Below are 24,910 nucleotides of genomic sequence, written 5' to 3'. Positions count from 1 at the left end.
GCACCGGAGAAGGGTCCGGCGAAGTCCGCCGAGAGCCCGCGTGGCTCCAGGACCTCGAAGGCACCACCGAGCGTCAGGGCCGCGCCCAGGACAAGGAGAACCTGATGGCACGCCTGCGTGACCTCGGCTACATGTAACACGACCTTTTGTCCACGAGCCAGGGTCGCGCAGCGACCCTGACAGGGTAAAAGCTCTCCCAAGTGTCCGAAGGACCTGGGAGCCTGTGAGACGCGAAGCGTCTCACAATGCGACCACGAGGATTCCTCGCTCACTCCGGCGCTCCTCACCCCGCTCGCTCACTGCGTCGCCGGTGGCTCTGCCGCCGTCTCGCTCGGTTCGCTCGCGGTACAGTAGACCCCGCTGTCACTCGCCTCGACCGTGACGCTGTTCCATTCTGTTCACCACTCAACGACGCTTCAGAAGTCGCAACGACGATGTACCACCTGGTCGTACGGCCGCGCAGTGAGCCTTTCCGAGGAAGCCCGAGAACGCCTGCGCGACATCGTGGAGCTCCAGCCCACGAAGAACAAGGAGTTGCAGGAGCGCTGGGCCATGGACAGCGGCAGTGAGGTCCACCAGTACCTCGAATCGGAACTGAAAGAGTTCTACTTCCGCGACGAGAACAGCCTCATCCGCGCGACACAGGACGGCGCGGCCCTACTCGGTATCGAGACGGACGCCGAGAGCATCCGCGTCCCCGAACTCCAGGTCCGCATCACCGAGGTCCTCGCCGGACCGGACGAGGACCCGGAGAGCGTCGTCAGCGTCCTCCACAAGGTCCAAGACACCGGGATGGGGACGGACGTCGACGCCGTCCGCTCCGGACTTCGGAGCCTGCAGGACAAGGGAATCGTCGAGGTCGTCAAGGAGACCGTCCCGACGTTCCGTCTCACCCGCTCGCGTGCGGACCTCGACGTGGCCGTCCTGGAGGCTGACGACTGAGCGACGGCGCGTTCCCGTCCGAGTCTATCGCCCTTCCGGTCCGAGTCTATCGCGGGGTCAGTGAGTCCCCTCCGCGCTCTCCATCCGCTCTCTGACTCGTTGCCGAGTCCCCTCGTCGAAGCGAAGCCGGAGCGAGAGGTCGCCCACGAAACTGTCGGACAGCGAGACGGGTGCCACGAGAACCACCCACCGCGGGACGGGCTTGCCCGTGAGACGCCCGTACAGTGCGGAGGCGGTCGGGAAGAGTCCGACGAGTATCGTACCCACCGCGTGGGAGACCGGCGGCAGGTCCCTGTCGTCGTCAACGTCTCGGCGGGTTCCATACGCGCTCGTTCACCCCGGAGAGTTGTACCTGCCGGCGACGTCTCCCCGATGCTACGGTCAGGGGTCGCGCTGGCGCTGGCGCTGGCGCTCCAGCAGTCGCTTCAGGCCCTTCCCCGGTCCGCCCTCGATGGGCCACCCGCGCGTCCGCCACTGCGGCGGTTCGGGGGTGAACTCCGGACAGGACCCCGAACACTCCCGGCCCGTGGGGCTGTGTCCCTTCGCTGCACACCACGGGAGCGTGTCGCCGTCGTCGCGCAACTCGAACTGTCGACAGTCGGTCCGCATCGTGTCGACGTACGACCGCCAGCCGCGTTCGTAGGCGCGTTCGGCGATTTCGAGACGCTTGGCTCGCTTCCACTCGGGGTCGGCGTACTCGAAGCGCGCGGCGGACTCGTCGTTCGGCCCACCGTCGGGCCGGTCGACGATGCGCGTGCCGGGGTCGTCGACGGCCAGCGAACTCGGCTCCCACGCCGTGTCGACGCGGGTCCGTTCGCCGTTCCCGCCGGGAGTGACCGTCAGGATACCCACCTCGACCGGCAGCCGCTCGAACAGCGCCGGTTCGACCCGCTCGCCGGAACACGACGAGTGCCGGCTGCCAGCCGAGCTTCGCTCGGCGCTGTCGCCCGTCGCGGCCGTCGCCACCCACACCTCGTCGGCGAGTGCGAGCGCCACGTCCCGTTCCAGTTGGTCACCGAGCGCACGGGCCGCGCTGGCGTCGAGGTCCGGTTTGTTCTCGATGGCGACGATTCGCCGCACCCAGTCGGGGTAGTGCCAGTTCCGCCGAATCTCGATGCGGTTGCCCGCACGGCGCGTCTCGACGATACCGCGGTCGTCCGCCGTGTGGATGGCCTCCCGGACGTAGCGCCACGGGTAGCCGGGGTCGGGGAGCGCCTCGCGGTAGTACGCCCACTCCTTCGGCGCGTTGCGGACGACGTGCAGGAGGTCCGAGTCGAGACGGTCGGTGCCGAAGACGGCCCTCGCGGCGAGTCCCTCGGGGTCGCACTCGACGACGAGCGTGTCCCAGCGCCGTTCTCGGATGCCGAGTTGGCGAGCGACGAGGACGGCGCTGTCGCTGCCGTCCCGGCCGGTCCCCGGCGTCCACTCGCGTTCGGTCCACTGACAGACGCGGAGTTCGAAGGTGAACTCCGGTGACGCCATCAGCCGCCGTGGTTCTCGAGGCCGCCGTTCTCCAGGAACTCGTCGGCCCGTTCGAGTATCTCGCGGGGACCGTCCTGTGTGATGGTGTTGACGGCCTGTTCGTAGTCACGCCACTGCAGGTCCCGGTGTTCGCGCGACAGTTCGGCGCTCGCCTCGAAGGACCTGGCGATGAACAGGTGGACGGTCTTGTGGATGGTGTTGCCGTTCGCCTCGAAGATGTAGTCGTAATCCTCGCGGAACCCGTCGATCAGTTGTAACTCCTCGATACCCGCTTCCTCCGCGACCTCACGTATCGCCGTCTGCTGTAACTCCTCCTTCCCTTCGACACCGCCCTTCGGGAACTCCCAGTCCCCCGTCCGGGACTTGAGTAGGAGGTACTCGCGACGGCCACGTGTATCGCGGAACAGGATTGCTCCCGCGCTCGTGGCCTCTATCATGACTCTGGTTACTGAGTGACCACATAAGAGAATATCGCCATCGGGACGCGAGGCGTCGACGTCGGCGTAGCCTTCGGAGACACCGGTCCGTGGGTTCGAGCGACACGTCGCGCTCGGATGAGTGTGCTTTTTGTCGTCGGCACTGACCGTAGGGTATGCCATTCGTCACGACGCTCACCCTCTCCAGTGGGGACCGACCGGCGCTGGAGGACGTCGTCTCCGACATCAAGACGGCGGCCGAGCGCAAAGGAGTCCAGATCAAAGGCCCCCAGACACCGCCACCGGAGCGCTTCGTCGCCCCACAGTCCAAACGGCTCGGCCCGGAGGGGAACCGCTTCACCGACTGGTCGTTCTCGGTCTACACCCGGACGATGCGTATCGTCGGCCACGACGAGTTCGCCCGCTCGGCCGCCGGCCGAGAGTTCCCCGACGGCGTCCACATCGAAGTCGACGTCGAGCAGGTCACCGGCGCTGGCCGAGCCTGACCGCATCGCCCGTCGAACGACAGCGAACGTGACGACTGCCTCCGGTCGGCGACGATTCGCCGACGCGGCCGCGGCCCCGACGACTGGAGGGGCCACGGTCGCCGCGTGAACTAAGCCCTCTGCGTGTGACCTGCTCCCCATGAGTGTCGACCGTGACCGACTCGTGTCGCTTCGCCGTGAGTTCCACCGCTTTCCGGAACCCGCCTGGCGGGAGTTCCGGACGACCGCCCGCATCGTCGAGGAACTCCACCGTATCGGCGTCGACGACCTCTACGTCGGTGCCGACCTGCTGGCGGGCGACCGGATGGGTCTGCCCGAGGAGAGCGAGATGCACCGCTGGTTCGACGCCGCCAGACGGGAGGGCGTCGACGAGGACACCCTCGACCGACTGGAGGGGGGCTTCACCGGCGCGCTCGCCGTCTTGCACATGGGTGAGGGCCCCACCGTCGGCCTCCGCGTCGACATCGACGGCCTCCCTCGCGCCGAATCCGAGGAGAGCGACCACGCCCCCGCCAGTGAGGGATTCCGGGCGGAGACCGACGCGATGCACGCCTGTGGGCACGACGCCCACATCACGTTCGGCCTGGGGACCATCGAGGCCATCAAGGAGAGCGAGTTCGAGGGCACGCTGAAGGTCGTCTTCCAGCCAGCGGAGGAGGTCGTCGGCGGCGGCAAGCCCGTCGCGGAGTCGGGCCTGCTCGACGACTGTGACTACCTGCTGGCGGCCCACGTCGGGCTCGACCACCCCACCGGCGAGGTGGTCGCGGGCATCGACGGCTTCCTCGCCGTCCACCACTTCGCGGCGACGTTCACGGGCGAACCCGCCCACGCCGGCGCGAACCCCGGCGACGGCCGCAACGCCAACCAGGCGCTCGCCGCTGCCGTCACCAACCTCTACGCCATCCCGCGCCACCAGGACGGCCGCACGACGGTCAACGCGGGCGTCGTTCGCGGTGGCTCGGCGACCAACATCATCCCCGAGGAGGCGTCCGTCGAAGGCGAGGTGCGCGGCGAGACGACCGAACTGATGGAGTACATGCGCGACCGGGCCGAGCGGGTCATCGAGTCGGCCGCGACGATGCACGCCTGCGAGGTGGACGTCGACACCGTCGGCGGCGCACCGAGCGCGGTCAGCGACGACGAGATAATCGACGTGGTCGAGTCCGTCGCCGGCGGCGTCGAGGGCGTCGACTCGGTGCTCCGGACCGACGCGCTCGGCGGGAGCGAGGACGCGACCTACCTCATGCAGCGCGTCCAGGACAACGGCGGGAAGGCCTGCTACGTCGGCATCGGCACCGACCACCCCGGCGGCCACCACACCGCGACGTTCGACGTCGACGAGGACTCCCTGCCCATCGGCGTCTCGGTGCTCTCGGAGTCCATCCTCCGACTGGCCGCCGAGCACTGAACGTCGGTTCGCCGGCCGCTCTCTCGCCGCCGTCCGTCGCTGACGATGGCGCTCGCTCGCGGTGAGTGGTGGGCGTCGTGAGAATCAGACGGCGTGTCGTACTGGTCGTCGGGTCGATACGGAAACTGCAGAACGTAGAACCGGGTGAGCGACCCTGCTAGGTGCTCAGAGCAGCCCCGACTTCTGGAGCTTCATCAGGTCCTCGGTGTCGAGGGTTTCGCCTTCCTTGAACTTCTGGTAGATCTCCTCGGCCTCCTCTTTGGCCTCCTCGCGCTTGGCGGCGCGCTCGTCCTTGCGCTCTTTCTCCTCTTCCTTGTCCATCTCGCGCAGGCGCTTCTGGACGCGGACGAAGTCCTCGTGGTGGCGGTCGGCCGCCTCCTGGGCGTCGACGAACTTCTCGTGCCACTCGTCGGCGTCGTCACGGATGTCGTCGGCCTCGCGGTAGGCCTCGATCATCTGGTTGTGGTGCTCCTGGGCCTCGTCGGCGAGCTCCGTCACCTTCTGGTGGTGTTTCGAGGCTTCGGCGCGGACCTCCTGGGCCTCCTCCTTGACCTCGTCGATGCCGTCGGTGTCGTCGAGCTTCGACTTGCGCTCCTGGTACTGGTCGCGCTTGTTCTCGATCTTCTCGATGAGTTCGCGCTCGTCCTCCGTCGAGAGGACCTCGGTCTGCTGGCGGAACTCCAGTTGCTCGATCTCCTCTTTGAGCTGTTCGAGGCTCTTGCCGTCGTCGAGGTCGAGGTCGGACTTCGCGTCGTCGACCTCCGAGAACAGTTCGTTCGCCTGCGCGTTGAGCTCGTTGCGCTGTTTCTTGTGCTCTTGAACCTGCTCGTTGAGCTCGTCGCGTTTCTCTCGGTGCTGCTGTGCTTCGTCGACCTTCTCACGGGTCTTCGCGTTGAGCTCGTCGCGCTTCGAGGCCCGTTCGGAGGCCATCTGGTTGAGCTCGTTTCGACGATCTCGAAGCATCCCGGCGCGCTTGATGAGCCCCCCTTTGGATTTGGATTCGAGGTCGTCGTCTGTGAGTTCTACGTTCTTGGATTCGTCAATAGTCTCTGCCATGGTTATTCACTATCCATTACCGCTCCAGCGAGGTGGCTCACGGGTGTACTGTCCGGCCGATAAGCAGGGTCTCCTGTCATTCTGTTCGCCGTGCAATCCACCGGGACGCCGGAGGCGTTCTGGTAGGTACACATACCGGAAGCTCGTACTTAAACCTTTTCCAATTCCAGGGGGGTGGAACGCCCGGAAACTGCCCTCAGTAGCTTCGTTAAGCGTTGACACGGTTCTCGCTCCCACGCCGAGGGGATATAAACGGCGCGGGCGTCGGTCCGTTCGGAACGACCCGCTCAAGTGTCCAGGGGGTACAACGGAGGGTATGGAAGAGGTGACCTTCCACGCACGCGGTCACGAACACGTGCGTGCTGCCCACGAGAGCACCTTCGAACTCACGTCCGACGACTGGCTCACACCCGCAGGCGACTGCATCGTCGGTGTCGAAGCCGACACGACGCCAGCGGACCTCCCGGGGGCGTTCGTCGAGGCCTGCCGGGACGAGGCGGCACGCATCACGGTCGAACTCGCGGTCGACGGGGTCGACCACGCCGTCACCGGTCGTGGCGACCCCGACCTCACGTTCGAGGGTGACCGGTCGATGGTGTTCCGAACCAGCGGCTACGTCGACGACCGGACCGTCATGGTCGACGCGGACGCCGCCGCGACCGACCTCGACCGCGACCTCGTCGAGGCGCTCGAAGACGGCGCGGACCTGACAGCGACGCTCCGCGTCGAGTAGCGTCGCCGTCGCCCGGTCTCTCCACGTCGTCGTGACACGAGACTCCGGCAATCCGGTTCGGTGAGGCGACCGCCTTTCGCCCTCGCGCCCCTCACACCGCTATGGCCGAGGACGAACCTGTGGAGAACATCAGTGGTGGGCAGGCGGGCGGCGGCCGGGTCGACGAGTTCGCCCCCGGCGACGGCACCGCCCGCGCGGAGGCCGTCGTCGACCGACTGGGCGACCTGTACTGGCAGAAGACGTACGGCGGACAGGACGCCTTCGAGTGCCTCGTCCGCACCATCCTCTCACAGAACACCTCCGACAAGGCGAGCCAACCGGCCCACGACGACCTGATGGCTCGGTACGGTGAGGGCGGGGAAGCCCACCGCGACGGCGACCTCGCCGTCTCGCTGGCCGCGGCCGACCGGGAGACGCTCGCCGAGATCATCGCCTCGGCGGGCCTGTACAACCAGAAGTCCGAGACCATCGTCCGTATCGCCGGCCGCGTCGTCGAGGAGTACGGCGGCGCGGACGCGTTCGACGCGTTCGTCCGCGAGGAGGAGTACGACGCCGTCCGCGACGCGCTGCTCGACATGAAGGGCGTCGGCCCCAAGACCGCCGACTGCGTCCTCCTGTTCGCCGGCGGTCGGGGCGGCGTCTTCCCCGTCGACACGCACGTCCACCGCATCTACCGTCGCATGGGCATCGCGCCCGCGGACGCCGACCACGAGCGGGTCCGGCAGGTGCTCGAAGCCGAGATTCCTGCCGAGAAGTGCGGGTTCGGTCACACCGCGAGCATCCAGTTCGGCCGCGAGTACTGTTCGGCCCGGAAGCCGGCGTGTCTCGACGACCCCGAAGCGTGCCCGATGGCCGACCTCTGCGAGCAGGTCGGCGTCTACCCCGAGACGGGCGAGGTCGTCGACCCCGCCGACGCCGACTGACGCAGGGCCGCCACGAGTGTTCCGAGAATCAACACGAACGCCAGCAGCGAGAGGTTCGGGATGGAGAGGCCCACCACGGGCACCTGCCACTGGATGGCCGCACAGCCGCCGCCGAACCCACAGACGCCGCTGCCGGTTCGCTGGAGGACGGAGTGGTAGGCCGCGATGGCCGTCCCGCCGAGTGCGAGCGGCAGGGCGGTCCGGTAGACGCCGGGGCGGTCCTCGGAGGCGGCGACGCCGAGGACGACCACCAGCGGGTACATCAGGATGCGCTGGTACCAGCAGAGGTCACACGGGATGTAGCCGTAGCCGAGGCTGAACGTGAGACTGCCGACGGTGGCGACGAGCGCGACGGCCGCACCCGCGGCCAGCCACAGTCGGGCCGAGAGTCGACCGGCGATACCACCGCTCGCGCCGGCGCTCATTGCGACGCGAGTTGGTCGAGCGCGCTGCGGGTGCTGTCGGGAAGTTCACCCGACTCGGTCATCGGCGAGACGTTCCGACCGTCGACGACCAGTGTCGGCGTCCCCCGGTAGCCCGCGCTCTGTGCGTCGCTGGCGGTCTGCTGGAAGACGTCGTCGTACTGGTCGCTCTCCGTCCGCGACCGGACGGTGTCGACGTCCTCGACGCCCACCCGCTCCGCGGCGGTGGTCAGCCAGTCGGCCGTCGCCCACTCCTGGGACTCCGGTGGCTGGTTCGTCATCACGTACTCGTGGAAGGTCCAGTAGCGGTCGGGAGCGACGTTCCAGACGGCGAGTCCCGCACGGGCGGCCTGCAGGTCGTCGTTCTGGAAGATGTTCCACGCACGGTAGCGAAGGTTCAGGTCGCCGGGTGCGACGTAGTCCGCGGCGATGTCGTTGAGTGCGCTGGCCGAGAACTCGGCGCAGAACGGACACTTCCAGTTCCCGAAGTAGGTCACGGTGGGGCCGTCGCCGCTCCCCATCGTCGCGTACGTGAGGCCGTCCGTCGAGGACGGAACGGGGGCGTTCGTCACCGGCGTGTCCGGTACGTCTTCGGGGAGGTCCGCGCTGCTACCGCCGAGACAGCCTGCCAGTCCGGTCGCCGCGACGGTTCCGCTCGTGAGCAGGAAGCGCCGCCGAGAGGAGGTCATTGTGTTCGTTTATCGGTTCACGAGAATGAATGTTTTGGTGTGTGTTCCTTCCACACGGCGAGTGGTGAGGGAGGACCGACGGCTCAGCGCTCGATGATGGACTCCTCGACGCTCTCGCCGAAGTGTCGCCCGCCCGTCTCGTAGTAGACGAGCACCTCGTCGCCCTCCCGGAGGTCGGTGACGGCCTTCCGGCCCTCGCGGGTCGCGACCTTGATGGTCTCGGCGTTCTGGAGCAGCGTCTCGACGACGTCCGTCCCGTCGCCGGTGTCGAGTTCGGCCTCGACGCGGAACATCGGGCGGCGCTCTATCTTCGAGCGGCCGACGATGGCCTCGCGCGTGCTCCCGTCGGTGTCGACGACCTGCACCTCGTCGCCCGACTTCAGTTCGGCGAGGTACTTCGTCGTCCCGTCGGGTGCGCGGACGTAGGCGTGGACGGCCCCCGCGTTGACGCGGAACGGGCGGGACTCGACGTACGGCGAGTCCGCGGTCTCGGCGTGGACGAAGAAGAGGCCCCGACTCATCGACCCGACGAGCATCCCCTCGTCGTGCTCGAAGAGGCTGCCCGTGTCGACACAGACCCGGTCCGCGCTCCCTATCTCCTCGACGGCCGTCACCGTCGCGTACGAGAGGTCGAGGTCCTCGCGGTCGGTCGCGTCCCGCAGGTCGACGGTCTCTCGAATCTGGTCGGGGTCGTCCGTGTCGAGGAGGACGGCGTCCGCGCCCTGTTCGAGCGTCTCGAAGGCCGTCTTGGCCTCCTCGGCGGTCGTCACCCCCGCGACGAGCGTCGTCTCGCTCCCGATGCGCGCGATGAGGTTCTCCAGGGGGATTATCTTCCAGTCCTCGCCGGCGACGATGGTGTAGTCGGCCGCCGTCGCGGCCTCCTCGGCGAACGCCTCGTACCCCTTGCCGAGGATGCGGACGTAGGCGGCGTCGGCCTGTCCACGGCGGAGCGTCGTCAGGTCGGCCGACCCCGAGAAGTCGCCGGGGAGGTCGACCGTGCCGTCGCCCTCCGCGCCCTTCCCGACGACGAGGGCGTCGGGGTCCGCGCCGCCGTCGGCCCGTTCGGCCTCGGCTTCCATCACGTGGACGTCGTCGCCCGCGAACGCCGCGACGTTCACCGTGCCCAGTTCGCGGACCTTCTCGACGTCCGCTCGGTCGACCAGCACCCAGTCGACGCCCGCCTCCAGGCCCGCGGTGATGCGGCGTCGTCGCGCGTCCCAGTCCCCGACCTCGTCGTCCGCCTTGAGCCAGACCGCACGTGTCATGGACGCACGCTGTTCGGGGGCGGTAATGAACGTGCTGGATGCGACAGTCCGCCTGTCGAATCGCTGACGACGTAGCTCCTGTGACGCCCCTCCACACAACGCTTTTGCCGACGACTTCGCTAGGGGGCGCAAGTGAACACCCGTCCCTCCCTCTCGACGGTCCTCTTCGACCTCGACGACACGCTCTGTGCGTACCGCCGCTCGCCGTCCGACCGCCGGGCGGCCGCCTTCGACCGTGTCGGCGTCGACCCCTACGGCACGCCCACGGACTTCGACGCCGTCCTCGGCGACCTGCCCACCGCCGAGACCGACGTCGCGTTCTACGCCAACTGGTTCGGTGCGGTCGCCGACCGCGTCGACGCCGACCCGACGCTCGCGCCGGACCTCGGCCGGGCCTACGCCGAGACGCTCGACCACGGCGACGTCGTCTTCCGTGATGGCGCACGCGAGACGGTGACCGACCTCCTCGCCCGCGACGACTACCACGTCGGCCTCGTCACCAACGGCGGCCGCGAGAACCAGACCCGGAAACTCGCCACGCTCGACCTGCTGGACGCGTTCGACGTCCACGTCTACGCGACGCCCGAACACGGCCTGAAGCCCGACCCGTACCCGTTCGAGCGGGCGCTGGCCGAACTCGACGCGACCGCAGACCGGACGCTCTACGTCGGGAACTCGCTGCGGGCGGACGTGGCCGGCGCGAGCAGACTGGGGATGCACACCGCCTGGTACCCCACCGAGCGTGCCCGCGTCCCGGACCCGGACCCGACGCCCGATCACACTCTCGACACGCTGGCGGACCTGCGAGCGGTGCTCTGACCCGGCGGCCCTCACGGACCGTCCGGCGGCCGCGCGACGTTTTAAGCCGCTGTCGACACTCTGCTCGGCCATGCCGTTCCGTCTCACCGACGACCAGCGGGAGTTGCGCGACGAACTGCGCACGTTCACCGACGAGGAGGTCATCCCCGTCGCGTCGACGCTCGACCACGCCGGGACGTACCCCAACGGCATCCTCTCCGGTCTCGCCGACCGGGGCGTCACGGGCCTGACCATCGGCGAGTCCTACGGCGGACGGGGGCAGGGGAACGTCGAACTCGTCGTCACAATCGAGGAGCTGTCGGCCGGGCTGATGTCCGTGGGGGCGGCCCTCGCGCTCCACCTCGGCGTGGCCGCGGCCGTCGAAGAGTTCGGTACCGAGCGCCAGCGAGACGAGTACCTCCCGGAGATGGCGCGCTTCGAGACGGTCGGCGCGCTCGGTCTCTCGGAGGAAAACGCCGGCAGCGACAAGACGGCGATGGAGACACGCGCCGAACGCGACGGGAGCGGGTGGTCGCTCACCGGCCACAAGCAGTGGGTGACGAACGTCCGCGAAGCCGACGTCGTGCTCCTCTACGCCAAGACGGGTCCCGAGGACGACGCGCCCGAGAACGTCAGTGCGTTCCTCGTCCCGACCGACGACCTGTCGGTCGCCCACGAGTGGGACGCCATCGGCGGCGACAGCGTCCCGACCGCTCGCGTCGAGTTCGAGGACCTCCACGTCCCCGACGACCGGATGGTCGGCCAGCAGGGGACGGCGCTCACCGACCGCCGCGAACTCACCGGTGGTGTCAACCTCCCAGCGCGAGCGGTCGGTATCGCCCGCGCCTCGCTCGACGTGGCCGTCGTCTACGCCGGCGAGCGCGAGCAGTTCGGCCAGCCCATCGGCGAGTTCCAGGGGGTGGAGTGGCGACTCGCGGAGATGGCCGAACGGGTCGAGACGGCGCGACTGCTCACGCTGCGTGCCGCGGAGGCGGCCGACCGTGGCGACGCCGACGCGGGCACACTCACGAGCATGGCGAAGGTCCACGCTACCGAGGCGGCCGTCGAGAACGCCTCGGACGCGATGGACGTCCACGGCGGCGTCGGCTTCACCAGCGAGTACCCCGTCGAGCGCTACTTCCGGGACGCCAAACTGCTGACCGTCGCCGGCGGCCCGAACGACGTCCACCGGAACACCGTCGCCGACGCCGTGTCCTCCGAGTGAGCACGTCGAACCGACGTGGTCGCGTCCGCCGAGTGCCGCACTCGCGCCCGCTCTGCCGGGCGGACGGCAGGTGCCAGCAGCCTCGTCTTGTCCGTCCGTACGACCCGACGAGTTCGACGAGATTCGGACGCCGGAGTGGGCGACCTCGCCCGCGACGTCGGCCGTCGCCGGGAGCGAGGTCCGGACGGGCCACCGGAGCGACGGCGACGACTGGCGAACTCAGAGCGTCCTCGTCCTCGTCGACGGCCTCACGCTCGGCGCGTGGGTCGGGTCTCGACTCCCCCGCGGCGAGTGAGCCACCGGCCGATACCGCTCGGGGTGGGCCCCCAACGTGGCGGTGCGAACCGGCGCGCCGACTCCGGTGTCAGAACGCCCCCCACCCGCCGTCGACGTACAGCAGTTCGCCCGTGACGTAGCTCGCCTCCTCGCTCGCCAGATAGCAGAACGCGGGCGCGAGGTCCTCGGGAAAGCCCGCTCGGTCGAGCGGAACCGGCTTGACGAACCCCTCGTCACCGGCGCGGTCCTGTGTACTCTCCGTCCCACCCTCCGAGAACTCCGTCGCTATCTGGCCCGGCGCGACGGCGTTGACCCGGATGTCCGGCGCGAGTTCGAGGGCGGCTCCGCGGGTGATCATCGCGATGGCCGCCTTCGTCGCGTCGTACTGGACCTGCCCGTGCTGTGCGAACCGCGAGGAGATGGAGGCGGTGTTGAGGACGACGCCGCCCTCGTCGCGCTCTCGCATGTCGCGGGCGGCCGCCTGCGTGCCGTAGAACGTCCCCTTGACGTTGACGTCGACGATGCGGTCGAGGTTCTCCGGCGAGAGGTCGACCAGCGACTCGCCGACGAAGAGGCCGGCGTTGTTCACCATCACGTCGACGCCGCCCAACTCGCGGGCGGCCTCGACGACGGCCGCCACGTCGTCCGGGTCGGCGACGTCGCACTCGACGTACTCTGCCTCGCCACCACCCTCCCGAATCACGCGGTGGGTCGGGACGCTCGCGTGAGGGTCCTTCGGCTTCTCCCGGACGTCGGCGACGACGACGTTCGCACCGGAGCGTCCGAACGCCAGCGCCGTCGCCCGACCGATACCCGAACTGCCGCCCGTCACGATGACCGTCTCTCCACTGTAGTCGAACGAGAGCGAACCCATGGACGCCCCGACGAGCGGCGACGACTAATCGCTGTGGCCGGCGTCGGCTCGAACGGCGGGCGACCGAACAGGGCGGCGAGGTGGTCGTCGTGCCGACCAGCGTCGACGACAGTGGCGAAGGCGCCTCGGCAGGCAGCCGGAACGCTCTGGGGTCTGGGGAGGGCGAGCAGTTCGTCGAGGGGTTCGACGGTCGGGCCGCGTTCCTGCGCTTTCCCGTCGAGTGAGCGCTCTCGGCGGGTCTCGTCTCGCGTGGCTGACTCTTCGAAACGTGGCGCGGCAGGCTTTTTGTCCGCTTGCGACTACCCTCCGTTATGAGCACTATCGTCGTCGGGTCGCTGGCCGCCGAGGACTTCGCACTCGCTCGGACACTCCAGGACGTCGAAGACGTCTCCATCGAGTGTGAGCGTCTCGTCGCAACCGGTGAGGAGACGGTCGCCCCACTGTTGTGGGTACGAGGCAGCGACGAGAAGGAGATCAGACGGGTGCTGGACGAGGACCCGACCACGACCGACATCGAACTGCTCAGTTCCTTCGAGGGGGAGTGGCTCTACCGAATGGAGTGGGTCGACCGGGTCGACGTCGTCCTCCAGATGATCACGAACTCGAACGCGACGGTCGTCGAGGCGTGGACGGACCACGGCCGCTGGTTCCTCCGCGTGCTCTACCCGGAGCGAGAGGGTCTCTCGAAGACCGTCGAGTTCTGCGAGGAGAACGGCATCGCGTTCGAAGTCGAGATCATCCGCGAGATGGAGGGCGAACCGTCGGGACGCTACGGCCTCACCGACGAGCAGTACGACGCGCTCACCGCGGCCTGTGAGGCGGGCTACTTCTCGGTGCCACGCGAGTCGGACCTCGACGAACTGGCCGACCAACTCGGCATCTCCCACCAGGCACTCTCCGAACGCATCCGCCGGGGGACCCAGGCGCTCGTCACCGAGACGCTCCTGGTCGGAAAGAAGACCGACGCTCGTCGGCACTGAACCGGGAGGACACGGCGACCGGTGGGGTTCGCTTCGAGTAGTCGGCGGCGCGTCGCTCAGACGCGCGCCGAGAGGCCCGCCCGTTCCAGGGCCTCCGTCGCGCCCTCGTCGTCGTGGACGACGGCGCTCACGGCCCGTGTGATGGCTTCGGGGTCGTCGTGCTGGAAGACGCTCCGACCCATCGAGACGCCCGCCGCGCCCGCGTCCATCGCCCCGCGGACGGCCTTCAGCGTCGCCTCGTCACCCGCCGGCGACCCGCCGGCGATGACGACCGGTAAGCGGGTCGACTCCACGACGTGCTCGAAGCTCTCGGCGTCCCCCGAGTACGCCGTCTTGACGACGTGTGCGCCCAACTCCTCTCCGAGTCGGACCGCGTGGCCGAGCGACTCGGCGTCGTGTTCGTCGACACCCGGCCCACGGGCGTAGGTCATCGCCAGCACGGGGATTCCGTACCGCTCGGCAGTCTCGGTGACCCGCGCGAGGTCCTCTATCTGCGTCGGTTCGGAGTCACTGCCGACGTTGAGATGCAGCGAGACGGCGTCCGCACCGACTCGAATCGCCTCCTCGACGGTGCCCGTCATCCGCTTGTCGTTGCTGTCGGGGCCGATGACCGTCGAGGCGTTGAGGTGGACGACGTAGCCCGCGTCGTTCTTGTTCGGGTGGACCCGCGGTGCGACGCCCTTCTGCGTGAGCACCGAGTCCGCACCACCGCGCGTGACGGCGTCGATGGTCGATTCGATGTCCTTCAGTCCCGTCACCGCGCCCAGCGTGATACCGTGGTCCATCGGGACGACGACGTACCTGCCGTCGCGCCCGATGCGGTCGAGTCGTGCCTGTGTGCCTGCGTTCATTGAGTGTGTGAGTGTGTGTCAGGTTGCTTCAAGTCCGTTCCGATTGCGCTCGTGTCGCGCCAGCGACTGCTCCTTCCTTCAGTTCGCGGGCCAGCGTCTCCAGTCGGTCCGCGACGACTGCCGGCGGGTCGCCGTTCTCGTGGCCCTCGGCGACGTCGCCAGACCCCGTCTGGCTGCCTGCCGAAGCTCCTTCGGCAACGATGTCCACGAGCGCACTGCCGACGATGATGCCGTCCGCGCCCGCCGAAACCACCTCCCGTGCCTGCTCGCCCGAGGAGATGCCGAAGCCGACCGCCTTCGGGATGTCCCACCGCGAGAGGCGGTCGAGACTCGCGCCCGTCTGGTCGCTCACGTCCGCACGTGCCCCGGTGACGCCGAGGCGTGCCTGCACGTAGACGTATCCCGAGGTACGCTCCATGATGCGTTCGAGGCGCTCGCCGCGCGTGGTGGGTGCGACGATGAATATCAGATCGAGGCCGAACTCGTCACACGCCTCGCGGAGCGGGCCGGCCTCTTCTGCTGGCAGGTCGGGGACGACGAACCCCTCGATGCCGACCTCGGCGGCGCGTTCGACGAACGGCCGCGGCCCTTCCTCGTCGCCAAATTGGTAGACGAGGTTGTAGTAGGTCATACAGACCAGCGGCGCGTCCACGTCGAGCGTCTCGACGGCGTCGAAGAACTTCGTGGGCGTCATGCCACCGGAGAGCGACCGCACCACGGCGGACTGAATCGTCGGTCCCTCGGCGATGGGTTCGGAGAACGGCAGACCGAGTTCGATGACGTCCGCGCCACCGCGGTCCAGCGCTCGGATGTACTCCAGACTCGATTCGAGGTCGGGGTCACCGAGTGCGAGATACGGGACGAACGCCGGCCCGTCGGCGAACGCCTCGTCGAGTCGGCTCATCGCATCCCTCCCGAGAAGACGTCCATGTCCGGCGCGTTCGGAACCTCGCGGTTCTCGGTCTCCTCGACGACCGATTCGAGGTCCTTGTCGCCGCGTCCGGAGACACAGACGACGACGCTGTCGCCCAGTTGCTCGGGCGTGGCGTCTTCGAGCCACGCGACGGCGTGGGCCGTCTCCAGCGCCGGGATGATACCCTCGGTCTGGGAGAGGCGGTGGAAGCCTTCGAGCGCCGCGTCGTCGTCGACGGTGACGGGCGTCACCCGGCCCTCGTCGACGAGGTAGGCGAGTTCGGGGCCGACACCGGCGTAGTCCAGCCCCGAAGAGACGCTGTGTGACTCGACGATCTGTCCGTCACGGTCCTGCAGGAGCTTCGTGCGTGCGCCGTGGAGCACGCCCTCCGTCCCCGTCGAGAGGGACGCCGAGTTGGGCGCGACGCCCGTCTCCTCGTCCACGCCGAGGGAACTGCCGCCCGCCTCCACGGCGTAGAGGTCCACGGAGTCGTCCGAGACGAACTCCGCGAACGCGCCCATCGTGTTCGACCCGCCGCCCGCACAGGCGACGACGCTGTCGGGCAGGCCGCCGACCTGCTCGTCGAACTGCCTCCGGGCCTCCTCGGAGATGACCGACTGGAACTCCCGGACCATCGTCGGGAACGGGTGTGGTCCCACCACGGAGCCGATGACGTAGTGGGTCGTCTCGACGGTGGTCGCCCAGTCGCGCATCGTCTCGCTGATGGCTTCCTTGAGCGTCCCGCGTCCGGTCGAAACCGGGTTGACCTCCGCGCCGTTGAGGCGCATCCGGAAGACGTTGGGGCGCTGGCGGTTGATGTCGCGCTCGCCCATGTAGATTTCACAGGGCATGTCGAGGTGGGCGGCGGCCATCGCCGTCGCGGTACCGTGCTGGCCCGCGCCCGTCTCGGCGACGATGCGCTCTTTGCCCATGTACTTCGCCAGCAGGACCTGCCCGAGGGCGTTGTTGAGTTTGTGCGCTCCGCCGTGGAGCAGGTCCTCGCGTTTGAGGAGTACGTCGGTGCCGTACCGTTCGCTGAGGCGGTCCGCGCGCTGGAGCGGGGTGGGGCGGCCGCCGAAGTCCCGCAGTCGCTCGCGGAACTCGTCGACGAAGCCGTCCTCGTTCTCGACGACGTAGCGCTGGTAGGCGTCGTCCAGCTCCTCGATGGCCGGCATCAGTGCCTCCGGCACGTACTGTCCGCCGTACTCGCCGAACTTGCTCGGTGCGTCGCTCATTGTGTCATCGATGTCGTCAGTCGTCGTGTGTTCTCCGTCACGTCGCTCGGCCCGCGCACGATGCCCGTCCCGACGAGCAGGGCGTCGGCCCCTGCTCGGCGCATCCGGGCGGCTTCGGCGGGCAGGGCGATACCGCTCTCGGCGACGAGCGTCACGTCGTCCGGGACGTGGGGGGCGACGGACTCGAACGTTTCGAGGTTGACCACGAGGTTCGCCAGGTCGCGGTTGTTGACGCCCACGACGTCCGCGCCGGCGTCGAGAGCTCGCTCCAGTTCCGCCTCGTCGTGGACTTCCACGAGTACCTGGAACCCCCGGTCACGGGCGGCCGCGAGCATCCCCGGCAGGTCGTCGACGAACCGGACGATGAGCAACACGACGTCCGCCTCGACGGCGTCAAGGTGTGACTCCTCCAGCAGGAAGTCCTTGCGCAACACGGGGACGTCGACGGCCTCGCGGACCCGCCGGAGCGTCTCGACGCTCCCGCCGAAGTGCTCGGGTTCGGTCAGCACCGACAGCGCCGCCGCGCCGCCGTCGACCATCTCGCGGGCCAACTCGACCGGGTCACGCTCGTCGGTCCCTTCGGTGGTCGGACTCGTCGGCTTCACCTCGGCGATGACCGGTACTCGCCCGTCGCTCTCCGCCCGCGCGAACGCCGCGCGGAGGTCACGGGGGGTCACGGCGACGCGTTCGTCCGGTGTCGGCCGTGCGCGCGCCGCGTCGAGAATCGACGCGACGGCGGGGGCCAACCCTTCGATACTGTCCATCGTTGTACGATAATGGACTAGTTTGTACGTAAGGCTTGCGGGTCGTGGCCGAACGTGTCACGGCCGGGGGGAGGTTGCTTTTGAGGCCTGGCGACGTATCGGAGTCGATGGAATCGGGACGCGGTGACGAGCCGGTACTGCTCGTCCACGGCTACGGAGATACGGGGGCGACGCCGTGGTGGCGGACGCTCGAGCGACGCTTTCTGGCTCGTGGCTACCCGGACGACGCCGTCGAGACGCTCTCGTTCGGTGCGCCCGGTCTGACGCTCGGGTCACCACGTCGCTACGCACGACACATCGGTGAGCGAGTCGAGGCGCTCCGCGACGAGTACGACTCTCGCGTGGACATCGTCGCCCACTCGATGGGAGGCCTGGGTGCGCGCTGGTACGTCGAACGTGCCGGCGGCGCGGCGTTCGTCGACGACCTGGTGACGCTCGGGACGCCCCACCAGGGCGCGACGCTGGCGTTCACCCAGCCGACTCCCGGCGGACGTGACATGACGCCCGACAGTTCGTTCCTCCGGACGCTGAACGGTCGTCGGCCCCCGCGTGGGGTCACCTACACCGCCGTCGGGAGCGAGGCGGACTCGCTGGTCGCCCCCGACCGGGCGGCGCTGCCGTTCGAGGCGCGGAACGTCACCAACGTCCGCGTCAGCGGCCCCGGCCACATGGGCCTGGTCTCGGACGCCGCCGTCTTCGACCGGTACGCCGGCGCGCTCTGAACCCGCCGGACACACCCGGCGCTCCCCGCGCAGTATGCTAACTTTGATACCGCGGTTCGTCGTGTGGTTGTTATGGACGACGTGGCGGGCATCTACGCCCGAGAAGCCCCGTATCTCGACCGCTACGTGCAGGTCGGTGTCGCCAGCGACAAGGTCATCTCGCTCTCGTTCCCCACCGACCCCGAAGCGGACGCCGACCCGGACCTCGCACTGCTCGACGACATCGAGGCGTACCTCGAGGGCGAACGGGAGACGTTCGAGGACGTCGAACTCGGGTTGACCGTCCCCACCGACCAGCGCGAGGTGTTGTTGGCGGTCCGGGAGATATCGTACGGGTCGCAGGTCTCGGTACAGCACCTCGCGCGCGCGATTCCGACGCTGGACCCCGACGACGAAGACGACCACGAGACCATCCGGGCCGCGCTGGCGGACAACCCCATCCCCCTGCTCGTCCCCGACCACCGGGTCCGCGACGGTCCGAGCGGTGCGCCACCGGAGGTCGAACAACGACTCCGGACGCTCGAAGAGCTGTAGTTGGTGGGGACGTTCTCCCGAAGCGCTCGTTCCCGTGTCGGTGAGTGAAATCGTCGGGTTTCGCGCTCGTGAGTGTTTCTGCGCGCGTCGAACCACCGACCCAAACCCCTTTGGCTACGGATACCCACCTTCGGGCAATGGCACTGTGTGATGAGTGTGGGCGGCAGGAGAGCATGCCGTACGACTGTCGACACTGCGGGAACTCCTTCTGCTCCGAGCACCGCCTCCCCGAGGCCCACGACTGTCCGGGTCTCAAGAACTGGAACGACCCGAAAGGCGTCTTCGACAGCGGGTTCGACGACAGCACGGACCAGCGGGGGAGCTCCTCCGGCGGCGTCCTCTCCGGTCTCTCCGCGACGAACGGCCCGCTGAGCTACTTCCGAGGCAACGTCTCGTATCTCTTCCTCGGTCTGATGCTCCTGACGTTCGTCGCCGAGCAGGTCGTCGTTCGAGGGTTCGGCGAACGGTTGTTCCTCGAACTGTTCGTCCTCAAATCGAGTGCGCCGCTCGACGTCTGGACGTGGCTCACCTCGGTGTTCTCCCACGACCCATCCGGGTTCACCCACATCCTGTTCAACGGCATCGCCCTGTTCTTTTTCGGACCGGTCGTCGAGCGTCAGATCGGTTCGAGGGCGTTCGCTGCGCTGTTCATCGTCACCGGCGTCGTCGCCGGACTGAGTCAGGTCGTCGTCGGTTTCGCGCTCAGTGACCCGACCGCGGTTCTCGGCGCGAGCGGCGCGATTATGGCCATCATGGGCGTCCTCACGGTCCTGAACCCGGACATGAAGGTGCTGCTCTACTTCTTCATCCCGGTGCCCATCTGGCTGCTCACCTTCGGCTACGCCGCGCTCTCTGCTGTGGGAATCTTCTCGGCGTTCGGCGGAGGTATCGCCCACGCCGCTCACCTCTCGGGACTCGTCCTCGGGCTGCTCTACGGCAAGTACGTCGAGCGCAAGGGTGTCAAGGCCCCCGGTCAGGTCCAGTTCGGTGGCTCGATGGGCGGTGGCCGCCGTCGGTTCTAACTCCGCTCCCCTCCTCGTCCGAGTCGTGAACGTCGCCCGTCCCGAGTTCCGTCCGGACCCCGAGTCGACCCGCGAGGAGATGGAGGCCCTCCAGCGAGACATCGCCACGACCGCCCGTTTCGAGGACGCGTTCGACGTCGACCTCGCGGCGCTCGACCGGGCGGACTTCGCCCCCGACGACCAGACGACGCTGGACGGACCGGGCGGGGACCCGCCGCTCGTCGCGGGCGTCGACCAGGCCTTTCTGGACGAACGGGTCGTCAGCGCCATCGTCGTCCTCCGGGGGGCCGAAGTGGTCGAGCGAACCCACGCCGTTTCGCCGCTGACCTTCCCCTACGTCCCCGGTCTCCTCTCGTTCCGCGAGGGCGGTCCCATCCTCGACGCGTTCGAGACGCTCGACGCGGACCCGGACGTCGCACTGTTCGACGGGTCGGGGCGCATCCACTTCCGGCAGGCGGGACTGGCGACGCACATGGGTCTCGCGCTCGACGTCCCCGCACTGGGCGTCGCCAAGCGTCTGTTGTGCGGGACGCCGGTGGCCGACACCGACCGGTTGGACGCCGGCGACTCCGTCGCTATCGAGTCGGACGACCGGATGGACGCACCGCCGGGGACCGTCGTCGGCCACGCGGTCCAGACCCGACAGTTCGACAGCTATCGCATCAACCCGGTGTACGTCTCACCGGGGCACCGAGTGAGTGCGGCGACCGCTCGTGACGTGGTGCTGGCCTGTCGCGGCGGGTACAAACTCCCCGAACCGACGCGCGTCGCCGACGCCTACGCGGACGAGGTCAAAGCCGACTACTCCTGAACGTGGTCGTGACGTGTCGCGTCGGTGAATCAGCGCGTCCGGCGGACGACGTAGACGGGGACGGTCCGGTCGTGAAGCCAGCGAATCGCGTCCGCGGCCGCGCGGCGGTCGGCGGCGATGTCGTGGCTCATCGCCGGCGTCACGTGGTCGAACGCGTCGGCGAGTGCGTCGAGGAGGTCGTCGCTCGCGCGGTACTCCTGGACGTCGGGGACGAGACCGTGTTCGGACTCGTCGAGTGCCGCCTCGACGACGCTCTTGTCGATGACGACGCTGTCTCCGCCGCGCCGTGGGCGGACGATGGGACAGTCGGGGAGCGGTCGGTCGGCGTTCGGGGGATCCTGAGGGGACATCGTGAGTCGCGGAGTGCGCCGTCGCCACGGGTCGGCGACGTGCGGGCCGCATCTGTCTTCACGGAGGTCAACCACGGTTCAAGAGGTTCGGCTTGCGAGTTCCCACAGTCGACCCCGGTGTGGCCGACCGCGTGTCGACCGTCCCCTGTTAAGTACGACCGGCGAGACTCCCGGCTATGGCAAAGACGGTGCTGATAACGGGTGCGTCGTCGGGCATCGGCCGGGCGACCGCTCGCACCTTCCTCCACGACGACTGGACCGTGTACGCGACCGCTCGTGACCCGGCCGACATCGCCGACCTTGCAGACCGCGGTGCGGAGACCGCGGCCCTCGACGTCACCGACGGGACGCAGATTCGAGCGGTCGTCGACCGGATGGACGAGGAACAGGGCCGCATCGACTGTCTGGTCAACAACGCGGGCTACGGCCAGTTCGGCCCGGTCGAGGACGTCCCGACCGACCTGCTCCACCGTCAGATGGACGTCAACCTCTACGGCCCGCATCGCCTGATTCGGGCGGTCCTCCCGCACATGCGCGAACGCGGCGAGGGGCGTATCGTCAACGTCTCCAGTGTCGCCGGCCGGTTCGCCACGCCGGGGATGGGCGTCTACAGCGCCTCGAAGTTCGCCCTGGAGGGGCTGACCGACGCGCTCAGAAACGAGGTCGAATCCCACGGTATCGAGGCGGTCCTGGTCGAACCCGGTCCCGTCGAGACCGACTTCGCGGACCGCGCCGACGACGAACTCGCCGTGCTCGAACGCTCGGGTGCCTACGAGAAACTCTACAAACTCTACGACGACGGGGCGACGTTCGGCGGGAGTTCGCCGGTCGCCGTCCACCCGATGGACGTCGCGGACGTCGTCCTCGAAGCCGCCGTCGTCCCCGACCCCGAGGCTCGCTACCCGGTCGGCGCGTTCGCCGACCTGTCGCTGAAGGCTCGGTACCTGCCCGACCGCGTCCGGGACACGGTGTTCGCCCTGTTCGAGCGCCTGCTCTGAGGTCGGGGATGCCAGACGACACCGCCTCGGCCCGTGCCGTCCGACGGACCCTCGCCCGCGAGTGCGTCGAAGCGGGCGTCGCCGCCGCGGACCCCGAACGCGCGGTCCGCGAACGGGCGACGCTCGACGGCGACGTCCTCTCCGTCGGCGAGACGACGCTCGACCTGAGCGACTACGACCGCGTCCTCGTCGTCGGAGGCGGGAAGGCAGGGGCGGCGGTCGCACGTGGTCTCGAGTCGGTCCTCGGTGACCGACTCGACGGCGGTCTGGTCGTCACCGACGGCGACGACACGACCGACCGTATCGAGGTGACCGTCGCCGCCCACCCAGTTCCGAGTGCGGACAACGTCACGGCGACCGACCGAGTCGTCTCGCTCCTCGACGCGGCCGACGACCGGACCCTGGTTCTCGCGCCGGTCACCGGCGGCGGGAGCGCCCTGCTCTGTGCCCCGACCGTCCCGCTCGACGCGTTGCGCGACCTCACCGACGCGCTCGTCGAGAGCGGCGCGACCATCGACGAGATAAACGCCGTCCGCAAACGACTCTCGCGGGTCAAAGGCGGCGGCCTCGCGGAACGGGCCGGTCCCGCGACGGTCGTCGCCCTGCTCGTCAGCGACGTCGTCGGCGACGACCCGGCGACCGTCGCCAGCGGGCCGTTCACGCCCGACGAGACGAGCGTCGAGACGGCACTCGCCGTCCTCGACCGCTACGGAATCCGAACGAACGACGACGTGCGCGAGGCGATTCGTGACACGACGCCCACGAGCGGACCGTTCGAGCACGTCCACACGCACCTGTTGGCGACCGCTCGGACGGCTATCGACGCGGCGGCCGACCGAGCGCGGGACGCGGGCTACGACCCGCTGGTGCTCTCCTCGCGGATGCGCGGCGAAGCCCGAGAGAACGCGCTGGCTCACGTCGCCGTCACCGAGGAGGTGCGGGCGACGGGTGACCCCGCAGCGCCCCCGCTGGCGCTCTGCTCGGGTGGCGAACTGACGGTGACGGTCCGCGGGGACGGCGAGGGCGGGCCGAACCTGGAGTTCGCGCTGGCGGCCGCACTGGAGTGCCCACCGGGCGTCACCGTCGCCAGCGTCGACACGGACGGGCGCGACGGCGGGACGGACGTGGCGGGTGCGGTGGTCGGGTCGACCACGCTCGACGACCCCGACGTCGCCCGAGACGCACTCGACCGCAACGACGCGCTCTCGGTGCTGACCGACACGAACGCGGTGTTCGAACTCGACAGCACGACGAACGTCAACGACCTCCGGGTCGTCCTCGTCGACTCCTCCGCGGACGCCCCGAGAGCCGAGGAGTCAGGCGAGGCAGGCCGCGACGACCCGTAGCATCGACTCGCCCGAGACCTCTTCGGCGAACAGCGGGACGCGCTTGACGTCCTTGCCCCGGAACACCTCGTTCGCACGCTGGAGGGCCTTCTGCTGGCTCTCCCAGCGTCGAGAGCAGAACGCACAGTGCTCCGGGTCGGGGGTGACGAACGCGTCGGCGTCGACGTCCGCGACGTTCTCGATGCTCTCGGTGACGCGGTTGACGACGACGGTCGAGCAGTTGACGCCGTAGTCGCCCAGTTCTCGCAGGAGGCGTTCGGACTCGATGACGCTCAGCGTCTCGGGGACCATCACGACCCGGAAGTCGGTCTTCTCGGGGTCCCGAAGCGCGTCACGGAGACGTTCGACCCGGTCGGCGAACTCGCGCAGGCCACCGACGTCCGTCGCGTCGGGGTTCCCGAACGGGCCGGGCATGTCCCCGAGCATCCCGCTCATCCGCTCGCGCAGTTGGAGCATCTGGCCGAGCATCGTGTCGAGCGCCTCGGGAAGCCGGAGCAGTCGGAGCGTGTGGCCGGTCGGTGCGGTGTCGACGACGACCCGGTCGAACCGCTCGTCGTCCATGTACTGGAGGAGCAGTTGCATCGCGGCCGTCTCGTCGTCGCCGGGCATCGCGCCGCCACCGCCGCCCATCGGGTTCGTGCCGCCGAACATCGAGTTCGCCGCGTCGAACCCGTCGTTCACGCCGAAGCCGTCGTCGCCGGTGGAGTTCCCGCCGGCACCGAACCCATCCATCCCGCCGAGACCACCCATCCCGCCGAACGGTCCCGACCCGCCCTGTTCGTCCGTGTCCGTGCCGGGACCTGCGTCGCCCATACCGCCCACGCCGCCCATACCACCGGGACCGCCCGCGCCGCCGAGGGGGTCGTCGGCCCGTTCCGGGTCGATTTCGACCGCGTACAGCGGCATGTCGTCGCGGATGCGCGTCGGTTCGTCGGGGATGGACGTCCCGAGCACGTCCGACAGCGAGTGGGCCGGGTCCGTCGAGACGGCGAGCGTCGGCGTCCCGTCGTTCGCGCTGGCGAGCGCCGTCGCCGCCGCCATCGTCGTCTTGCCGACGCCGCCTTTCCCACCGTAGAGGACGTAGTCCGGAGCGTCGACGCCCTCCGGGGTGACGTCCTCGGCGTCGATCTCCTCGACGGCCTCGACCTCGATGCTGCTCATACACCGTCTATCCGACGACGATACGAGTATCCGTTGGTACGGTGAGGAAACTCTACCTCCGGCGGCGACACGACCGGGCGTCACCACGCCCGTCCGGGACCGTCTGTGAGTCGTCACCACACCACGAAAACCGTTATACGACCGGCGTGGCTCGGGATTTCGAGGGCAGATGACAGACGCGAAACCGTTCTGACGTGGGATGCGATCG

At 68.8% G+C, this 24,910-nt stretch carries 30 protein-coding genes and 1 pseudogene; 17 read left to right on the top strand and 14 right to left on the bottom strand.

From position 1 onward, the window contains the following. Both GQS65_RS12375 and GQS65_RS12370 read left to right on the top strand, forming a co-directional pair. Positions 1-137: pseudogene (locus tag GQS65_RS12375) on the top strand (phosphoadenosine phosphosulfate reductase family protein); the annotation flags it as partial. 325 nt (positions 138-462) lie between these two features. Beyond that, positions 463-942 carry a DUF5797 family protein gene (locus GQS65_RS12370; protein ID WP_368280115.1) on the top strand — a complete coding sequence of 160 codons (480 nt, stop codon included), beginning with the start codon at positions 463-465 and terminating at the stop codon, positions 940-942. 57 nt (positions 943-999) lie between these two features. Here the strand turns inward: GQS65_RS12370 and GQS65_RS12365 are convergent, their stop codons facing one another. From GQS65_RS12365 to GQS65_RS12355, 3 genes are all read right to left on the bottom strand, one after another. After that, on the bottom strand, positions 1,000-1,209 hold the full coding sequence (locus GQS65_RS12365) for a hypothetical protein (RefSeq protein WP_158204950.1): 210 nt from the start codon (positions 1,207-1,209) through the stop codon (positions 1,000-1,002). A gap of 114 nt (positions 1,210-1,323) precedes the next feature. Then, on the bottom strand, positions 1,324-2,424 hold the full coding sequence (locus tag GQS65_RS12360; protein ID WP_158204949.1) for a DUF5787 family protein: 1,101 nt from the start codon (positions 2,422-2,424) through the stop codon (positions 1,324-1,326). Further along, positions 2,424-2,861: a bis(5'-nucleosyl)-tetraphosphatase gene (locus GQS65_RS12355; protein WP_158204948.1), complete on the bottom strand. Its 438-nt coding sequence runs from the start codon at positions 2,859-2,861 to the stop codon at positions 2,424-2,426. Before GQS65_RS12355 ends, GQS65_RS12360 begins: the two co-directional genes overlap by 1 nt. A gap of 155 nt (positions 2,862-3,016) precedes the next feature. On the opposite strand from GQS65_RS12355, the gene GQS65_RS12350 reads away from it, so the two are divergent. Both GQS65_RS12350 and GQS65_RS12345 read left to right on the top strand, forming a co-directional pair. Further along, the gene (locus tag GQS65_RS12350) at positions 3,017-3,346 is read left to right on the top strand and encodes an uS10/mL48 family ribosomal protein (protein WP_158204947.1); all 330 of its coding nucleotides are present in this window, start codon (positions 3,017-3,019) and stop codon (positions 3,344-3,346) included. A 139-nt stretch (positions 3,347-3,485) separates the two neighbouring features. Continuing rightward, positions 3,486-4,754 carry an amidohydrolase gene (locus GQS65_RS12345; RefSeq protein WP_158204946.1) on the top strand — a complete coding sequence of 423 codons (1,269 nt, stop codon included), beginning with the start codon at positions 3,486-3,488 and terminating at the stop codon, positions 4,752-4,754. A 165-nt stretch (positions 4,755-4,919) separates the two neighbouring features. Here the strand turns inward: GQS65_RS12345 and GQS65_RS12340 are convergent, their stop codons facing one another. Continuing rightward, a complete protein-coding gene (locus tag GQS65_RS12340) occupies positions 4,920-5,810 on the bottom strand; it encodes a coiled-coil protein (protein ID WP_158204945.1) in 891 nt (296 codons plus the stop codon). A gap of 316 nt (positions 5,811-6,126) precedes the next feature. On the opposite strand from GQS65_RS12340, the gene GQS65_RS12335 reads away from it, so the two are divergent. Beyond that, positions 6,127-6,543, top strand: a complete 417-nt coding sequence (locus GQS65_RS12335) for a DUF371 domain-containing protein (protein ID WP_158204944.1) — start codon at positions 6,127-6,129, stop codon at positions 6,541-6,543. Positions 6,544-6,644: 101 nt separating this feature from the next. Beyond that, positions 6,645-7,466, top strand: coding sequence for an endonuclease III domain-containing protein (locus tag GQS65_RS12330; RefSeq protein WP_158204943.1), 822 nt, complete (start codon positions 6,645-6,647; stop codon positions 7,464-7,466). On the opposite strand, the gene GQS65_RS12325 is transcribed toward GQS65_RS12330, so the two are convergent. The 3 genes from GQS65_RS12325 to GQS65_RS12315 form a co-directional block, all read right to left on the bottom strand. Then, a complete protein-coding gene (locus tag GQS65_RS12325) occupies positions 7,421-7,891 on the bottom strand; it encodes a disulfide bond formation protein B (protein WP_158204942.1) in 471 nt (156 codons plus the stop codon). The genes GQS65_RS12330 and GQS65_RS12325 overlap by 46 nt on opposite strands. Then, on the bottom strand, positions 7,888-8,577 hold the full coding sequence (locus GQS65_RS12320) for a DsbA family protein (protein WP_158204941.1): 690 nt from the start codon (positions 8,575-8,577) through the stop codon (positions 7,888-7,890). Before GQS65_RS12320 ends, GQS65_RS12325 begins: the two co-directional genes overlap by 4 nt. Positions 8,578-8,660: 83 nt before the next feature. Beyond that, the gene (locus GQS65_RS12315) at positions 8,661-9,842 is read right to left on the bottom strand and encodes a 3-dehydroquinate synthase II (RefSeq protein ID WP_158204940.1); all 1,182 of its coding nucleotides are present in this window, start codon (positions 9,840-9,842) and stop codon (positions 8,661-8,663) included. Positions 9,843-9,974: 132 nt separating this feature from the next. On the opposite strand from GQS65_RS12315, the gene GQS65_RS12310 reads away from it, so the two are divergent. The 3 genes from GQS65_RS12310 to GQS65_RS12300 all read left to right on the top strand — a co-directional run bounded on the left by GQS65_RS12310 (position 9,975) and on the right by GQS65_RS12300 (position 12,160). Beyond that, positions 9,975-10,661, top strand: a complete 687-nt coding sequence (locus tag GQS65_RS12310) for an HAD family hydrolase (protein WP_158204939.1) — start codon at positions 9,975-9,977, stop codon at positions 10,659-10,661. A 70-nt stretch (positions 10,662-10,731) separates the two neighbouring features. Continuing rightward, positions 10,732-11,865, top strand: a complete 1,134-nt coding sequence (locus GQS65_RS12305; protein WP_158204938.1) for an acyl-CoA dehydrogenase family protein — start codon at positions 10,732-10,734, stop codon at positions 11,863-11,865. Between the two features lie 70 nt (positions 11,866-11,935). After that, positions 11,936-12,160: a hypothetical protein gene (locus GQS65_RS12300; RefSeq protein WP_158204937.1), complete on the top strand. Its 225-nt coding sequence runs from the start codon at positions 11,936-11,938 to the stop codon at positions 12,158-12,160. A gap of 69 nt (positions 12,161-12,229) precedes the next feature. Here the strand turns inward: GQS65_RS12300 and GQS65_RS12295 are convergent, their stop codons facing one another. After that, a complete protein-coding gene (locus GQS65_RS12295; protein WP_158204936.1) occupies positions 12,230-13,015 on the bottom strand; it encodes an SDR family NAD(P)-dependent oxidoreductase in 786 nt (261 codons plus the stop codon). Between the two features lie 89 nt (positions 13,016-13,104). Here GQS65_RS12295 and GQS65_RS21925 point away from each other — a divergent pair, with 89 nt between their 5' ends. Further along, entirely contained in the window at positions 13,105-13,239 is a 135-nt protein-coding gene (locus GQS65_RS21925) for a hypothetical protein (RefSeq protein ID WP_267902911.1), read from the top strand. A gap of 87 nt (positions 13,240-13,326) precedes the next feature. Then, positions 13,327-13,995, top strand: a complete 669-nt coding sequence (locus GQS65_RS12290) for a helix-turn-helix domain-containing protein (RefSeq protein ID WP_158204935.1) — start codon at positions 13,327-13,329, stop codon at positions 13,993-13,995. A gap of 56 nt (positions 13,996-14,051) precedes the next feature. On the opposite strand, the gene GQS65_RS12285 is transcribed toward GQS65_RS12290, so the two are convergent. The 4 genes from GQS65_RS12285 to trpC are packed head-to-tail and all read right to left on the bottom strand — an operon-like array spanning position 14,052 to position 17,758. Then, positions 14,052-14,846 (bottom strand): 2-amino-3,7-dideoxy-D-threo-hept-6-ulosonate synthase, encoded by a 795-nt coding sequence (locus GQS65_RS12285; protein WP_158204934.1) that lies wholly within the window; start codon positions 14,844-14,846, stop codon positions 14,052-14,054. A 28-nt stretch (positions 14,847-14,874) separates the two neighbouring features. Further along, positions 14,875-15,750, bottom strand: a complete 876-nt coding sequence (gene trpA, locus GQS65_RS12280; RefSeq protein WP_158204933.1) for a tryptophan synthase subunit alpha — start codon at positions 15,748-15,750, stop codon at positions 14,875-14,877. Continuing rightward, complete coding sequence (gene trpB / locus GQS65_RS12275) at positions 15,747-16,994, bottom strand: tryptophan synthase subunit beta (RefSeq protein WP_158204932.1); 1,248 nt, start codon at positions 16,992-16,994, stop codon at positions 15,747-15,749. The genes trpA and trpB overlap by 4 nt, the downstream gene beginning before the upstream one ends. After that, a complete protein-coding gene (gene trpC, locus GQS65_RS12270) occupies positions 16,991-17,758 on the bottom strand; it encodes an indole-3-glycerol phosphate synthase (protein WP_158204931.1) in 768 nt (255 codons plus the stop codon). Before trpC ends, trpB begins: the two co-directional genes overlap by 4 nt. Positions 17,759-17,865: 107 nt before the next feature. On the opposite strand from trpC, the gene GQS65_RS12265 reads away from it, so the two are divergent. From GQS65_RS12265 to GQS65_RS12250, 4 genes are all read left to right on the top strand, one after another. After that, on the top strand, positions 17,866-18,480 hold the full coding sequence (locus GQS65_RS12265) for a lipase family alpha/beta hydrolase (RefSeq protein ID WP_158204930.1): 615 nt from the start codon (positions 17,866-17,868) through the stop codon (positions 18,478-18,480). 72 nt (positions 18,481-18,552) lie between these two features. Next, positions 18,553-19,014, top strand: a complete 462-nt coding sequence (locus GQS65_RS12260; RefSeq protein WP_158204929.1) for an MGMT family protein — start codon at positions 18,553-18,555, stop codon at positions 19,012-19,014. Between the two features lie 137 nt (positions 19,015-19,151). After that, positions 19,152-20,036, top strand: a complete 885-nt coding sequence (locus GQS65_RS12255) for a rhomboid family intramembrane serine protease (protein ID WP_158204928.1) — start codon at positions 19,152-19,154, stop codon at positions 20,034-20,036. 25 nt (positions 20,037-20,061) lie between these two features. Then, positions 20,062-20,847, top strand: a complete 786-nt coding sequence (locus tag GQS65_RS12250) for an endonuclease V (RefSeq protein ID WP_368280113.1) — start codon at positions 20,062-20,064, stop codon at positions 20,845-20,847. Between the two features lie 29 nt (positions 20,848-20,876). Here the strand turns inward: GQS65_RS12250 and GQS65_RS12245 are convergent, their stop codons facing one another. Further along, positions 20,877-21,197, bottom strand: coding sequence for a hypothetical protein (locus tag GQS65_RS12245; protein ID WP_158204927.1), 321 nt, complete (start codon positions 21,195-21,197; stop codon positions 20,877-20,879). A 176-nt stretch (positions 21,198-21,373) separates the two neighbouring features. Between GQS65_RS12245 and GQS65_RS12240 the strand changes: the two genes are divergently transcribed. Together GQS65_RS12240 and GQS65_RS12235 are read left to right on the top strand one after the other, a co-directional pair. After that, positions 21,374-22,195: an SDR family oxidoreductase gene (locus GQS65_RS12240; RefSeq protein WP_158204926.1), complete on the top strand. Its 822-nt coding sequence runs from the start codon at positions 21,374-21,376 to the stop codon at positions 22,193-22,195. Between the two features lie 8 nt (positions 22,196-22,203). Further along, on the top strand, positions 22,204-23,541 hold the full coding sequence (locus GQS65_RS12235) for a glycerate kinase type-2 family protein (RefSeq protein ID WP_158204925.1): 1,338 nt from the start codon (positions 22,204-22,206) through the stop codon (positions 23,539-23,541). Here GQS65_RS12235 and GQS65_RS12230 read toward each other — a convergent pair. Then, positions 23,512-24,702 carry an ArsA family ATPase gene (locus tag GQS65_RS12230; RefSeq protein ID WP_158204924.1) on the bottom strand — a complete coding sequence of 397 codons (1,191 nt, stop codon included), beginning with the start codon at positions 24,700-24,702 and terminating at the stop codon, positions 23,512-23,514. The genes GQS65_RS12235 and GQS65_RS12230 overlap by 30 nt on opposite strands. Positions 24,703-24,910 lie beyond the last annotated feature (208 nt).

The organism is Halomarina oriensis (assembly GCF_009791395.1).
Classification (GTDB): Archaea; Halobacteriota; Halobacteria; order Halobacteriales; family Haloarculaceae; genus Halomarina; species Halomarina oriensis.
Note: the sequence above shows the minus strand (reverse complement) of the source record. Positions and strands in the feature narration are given on the sequence as shown.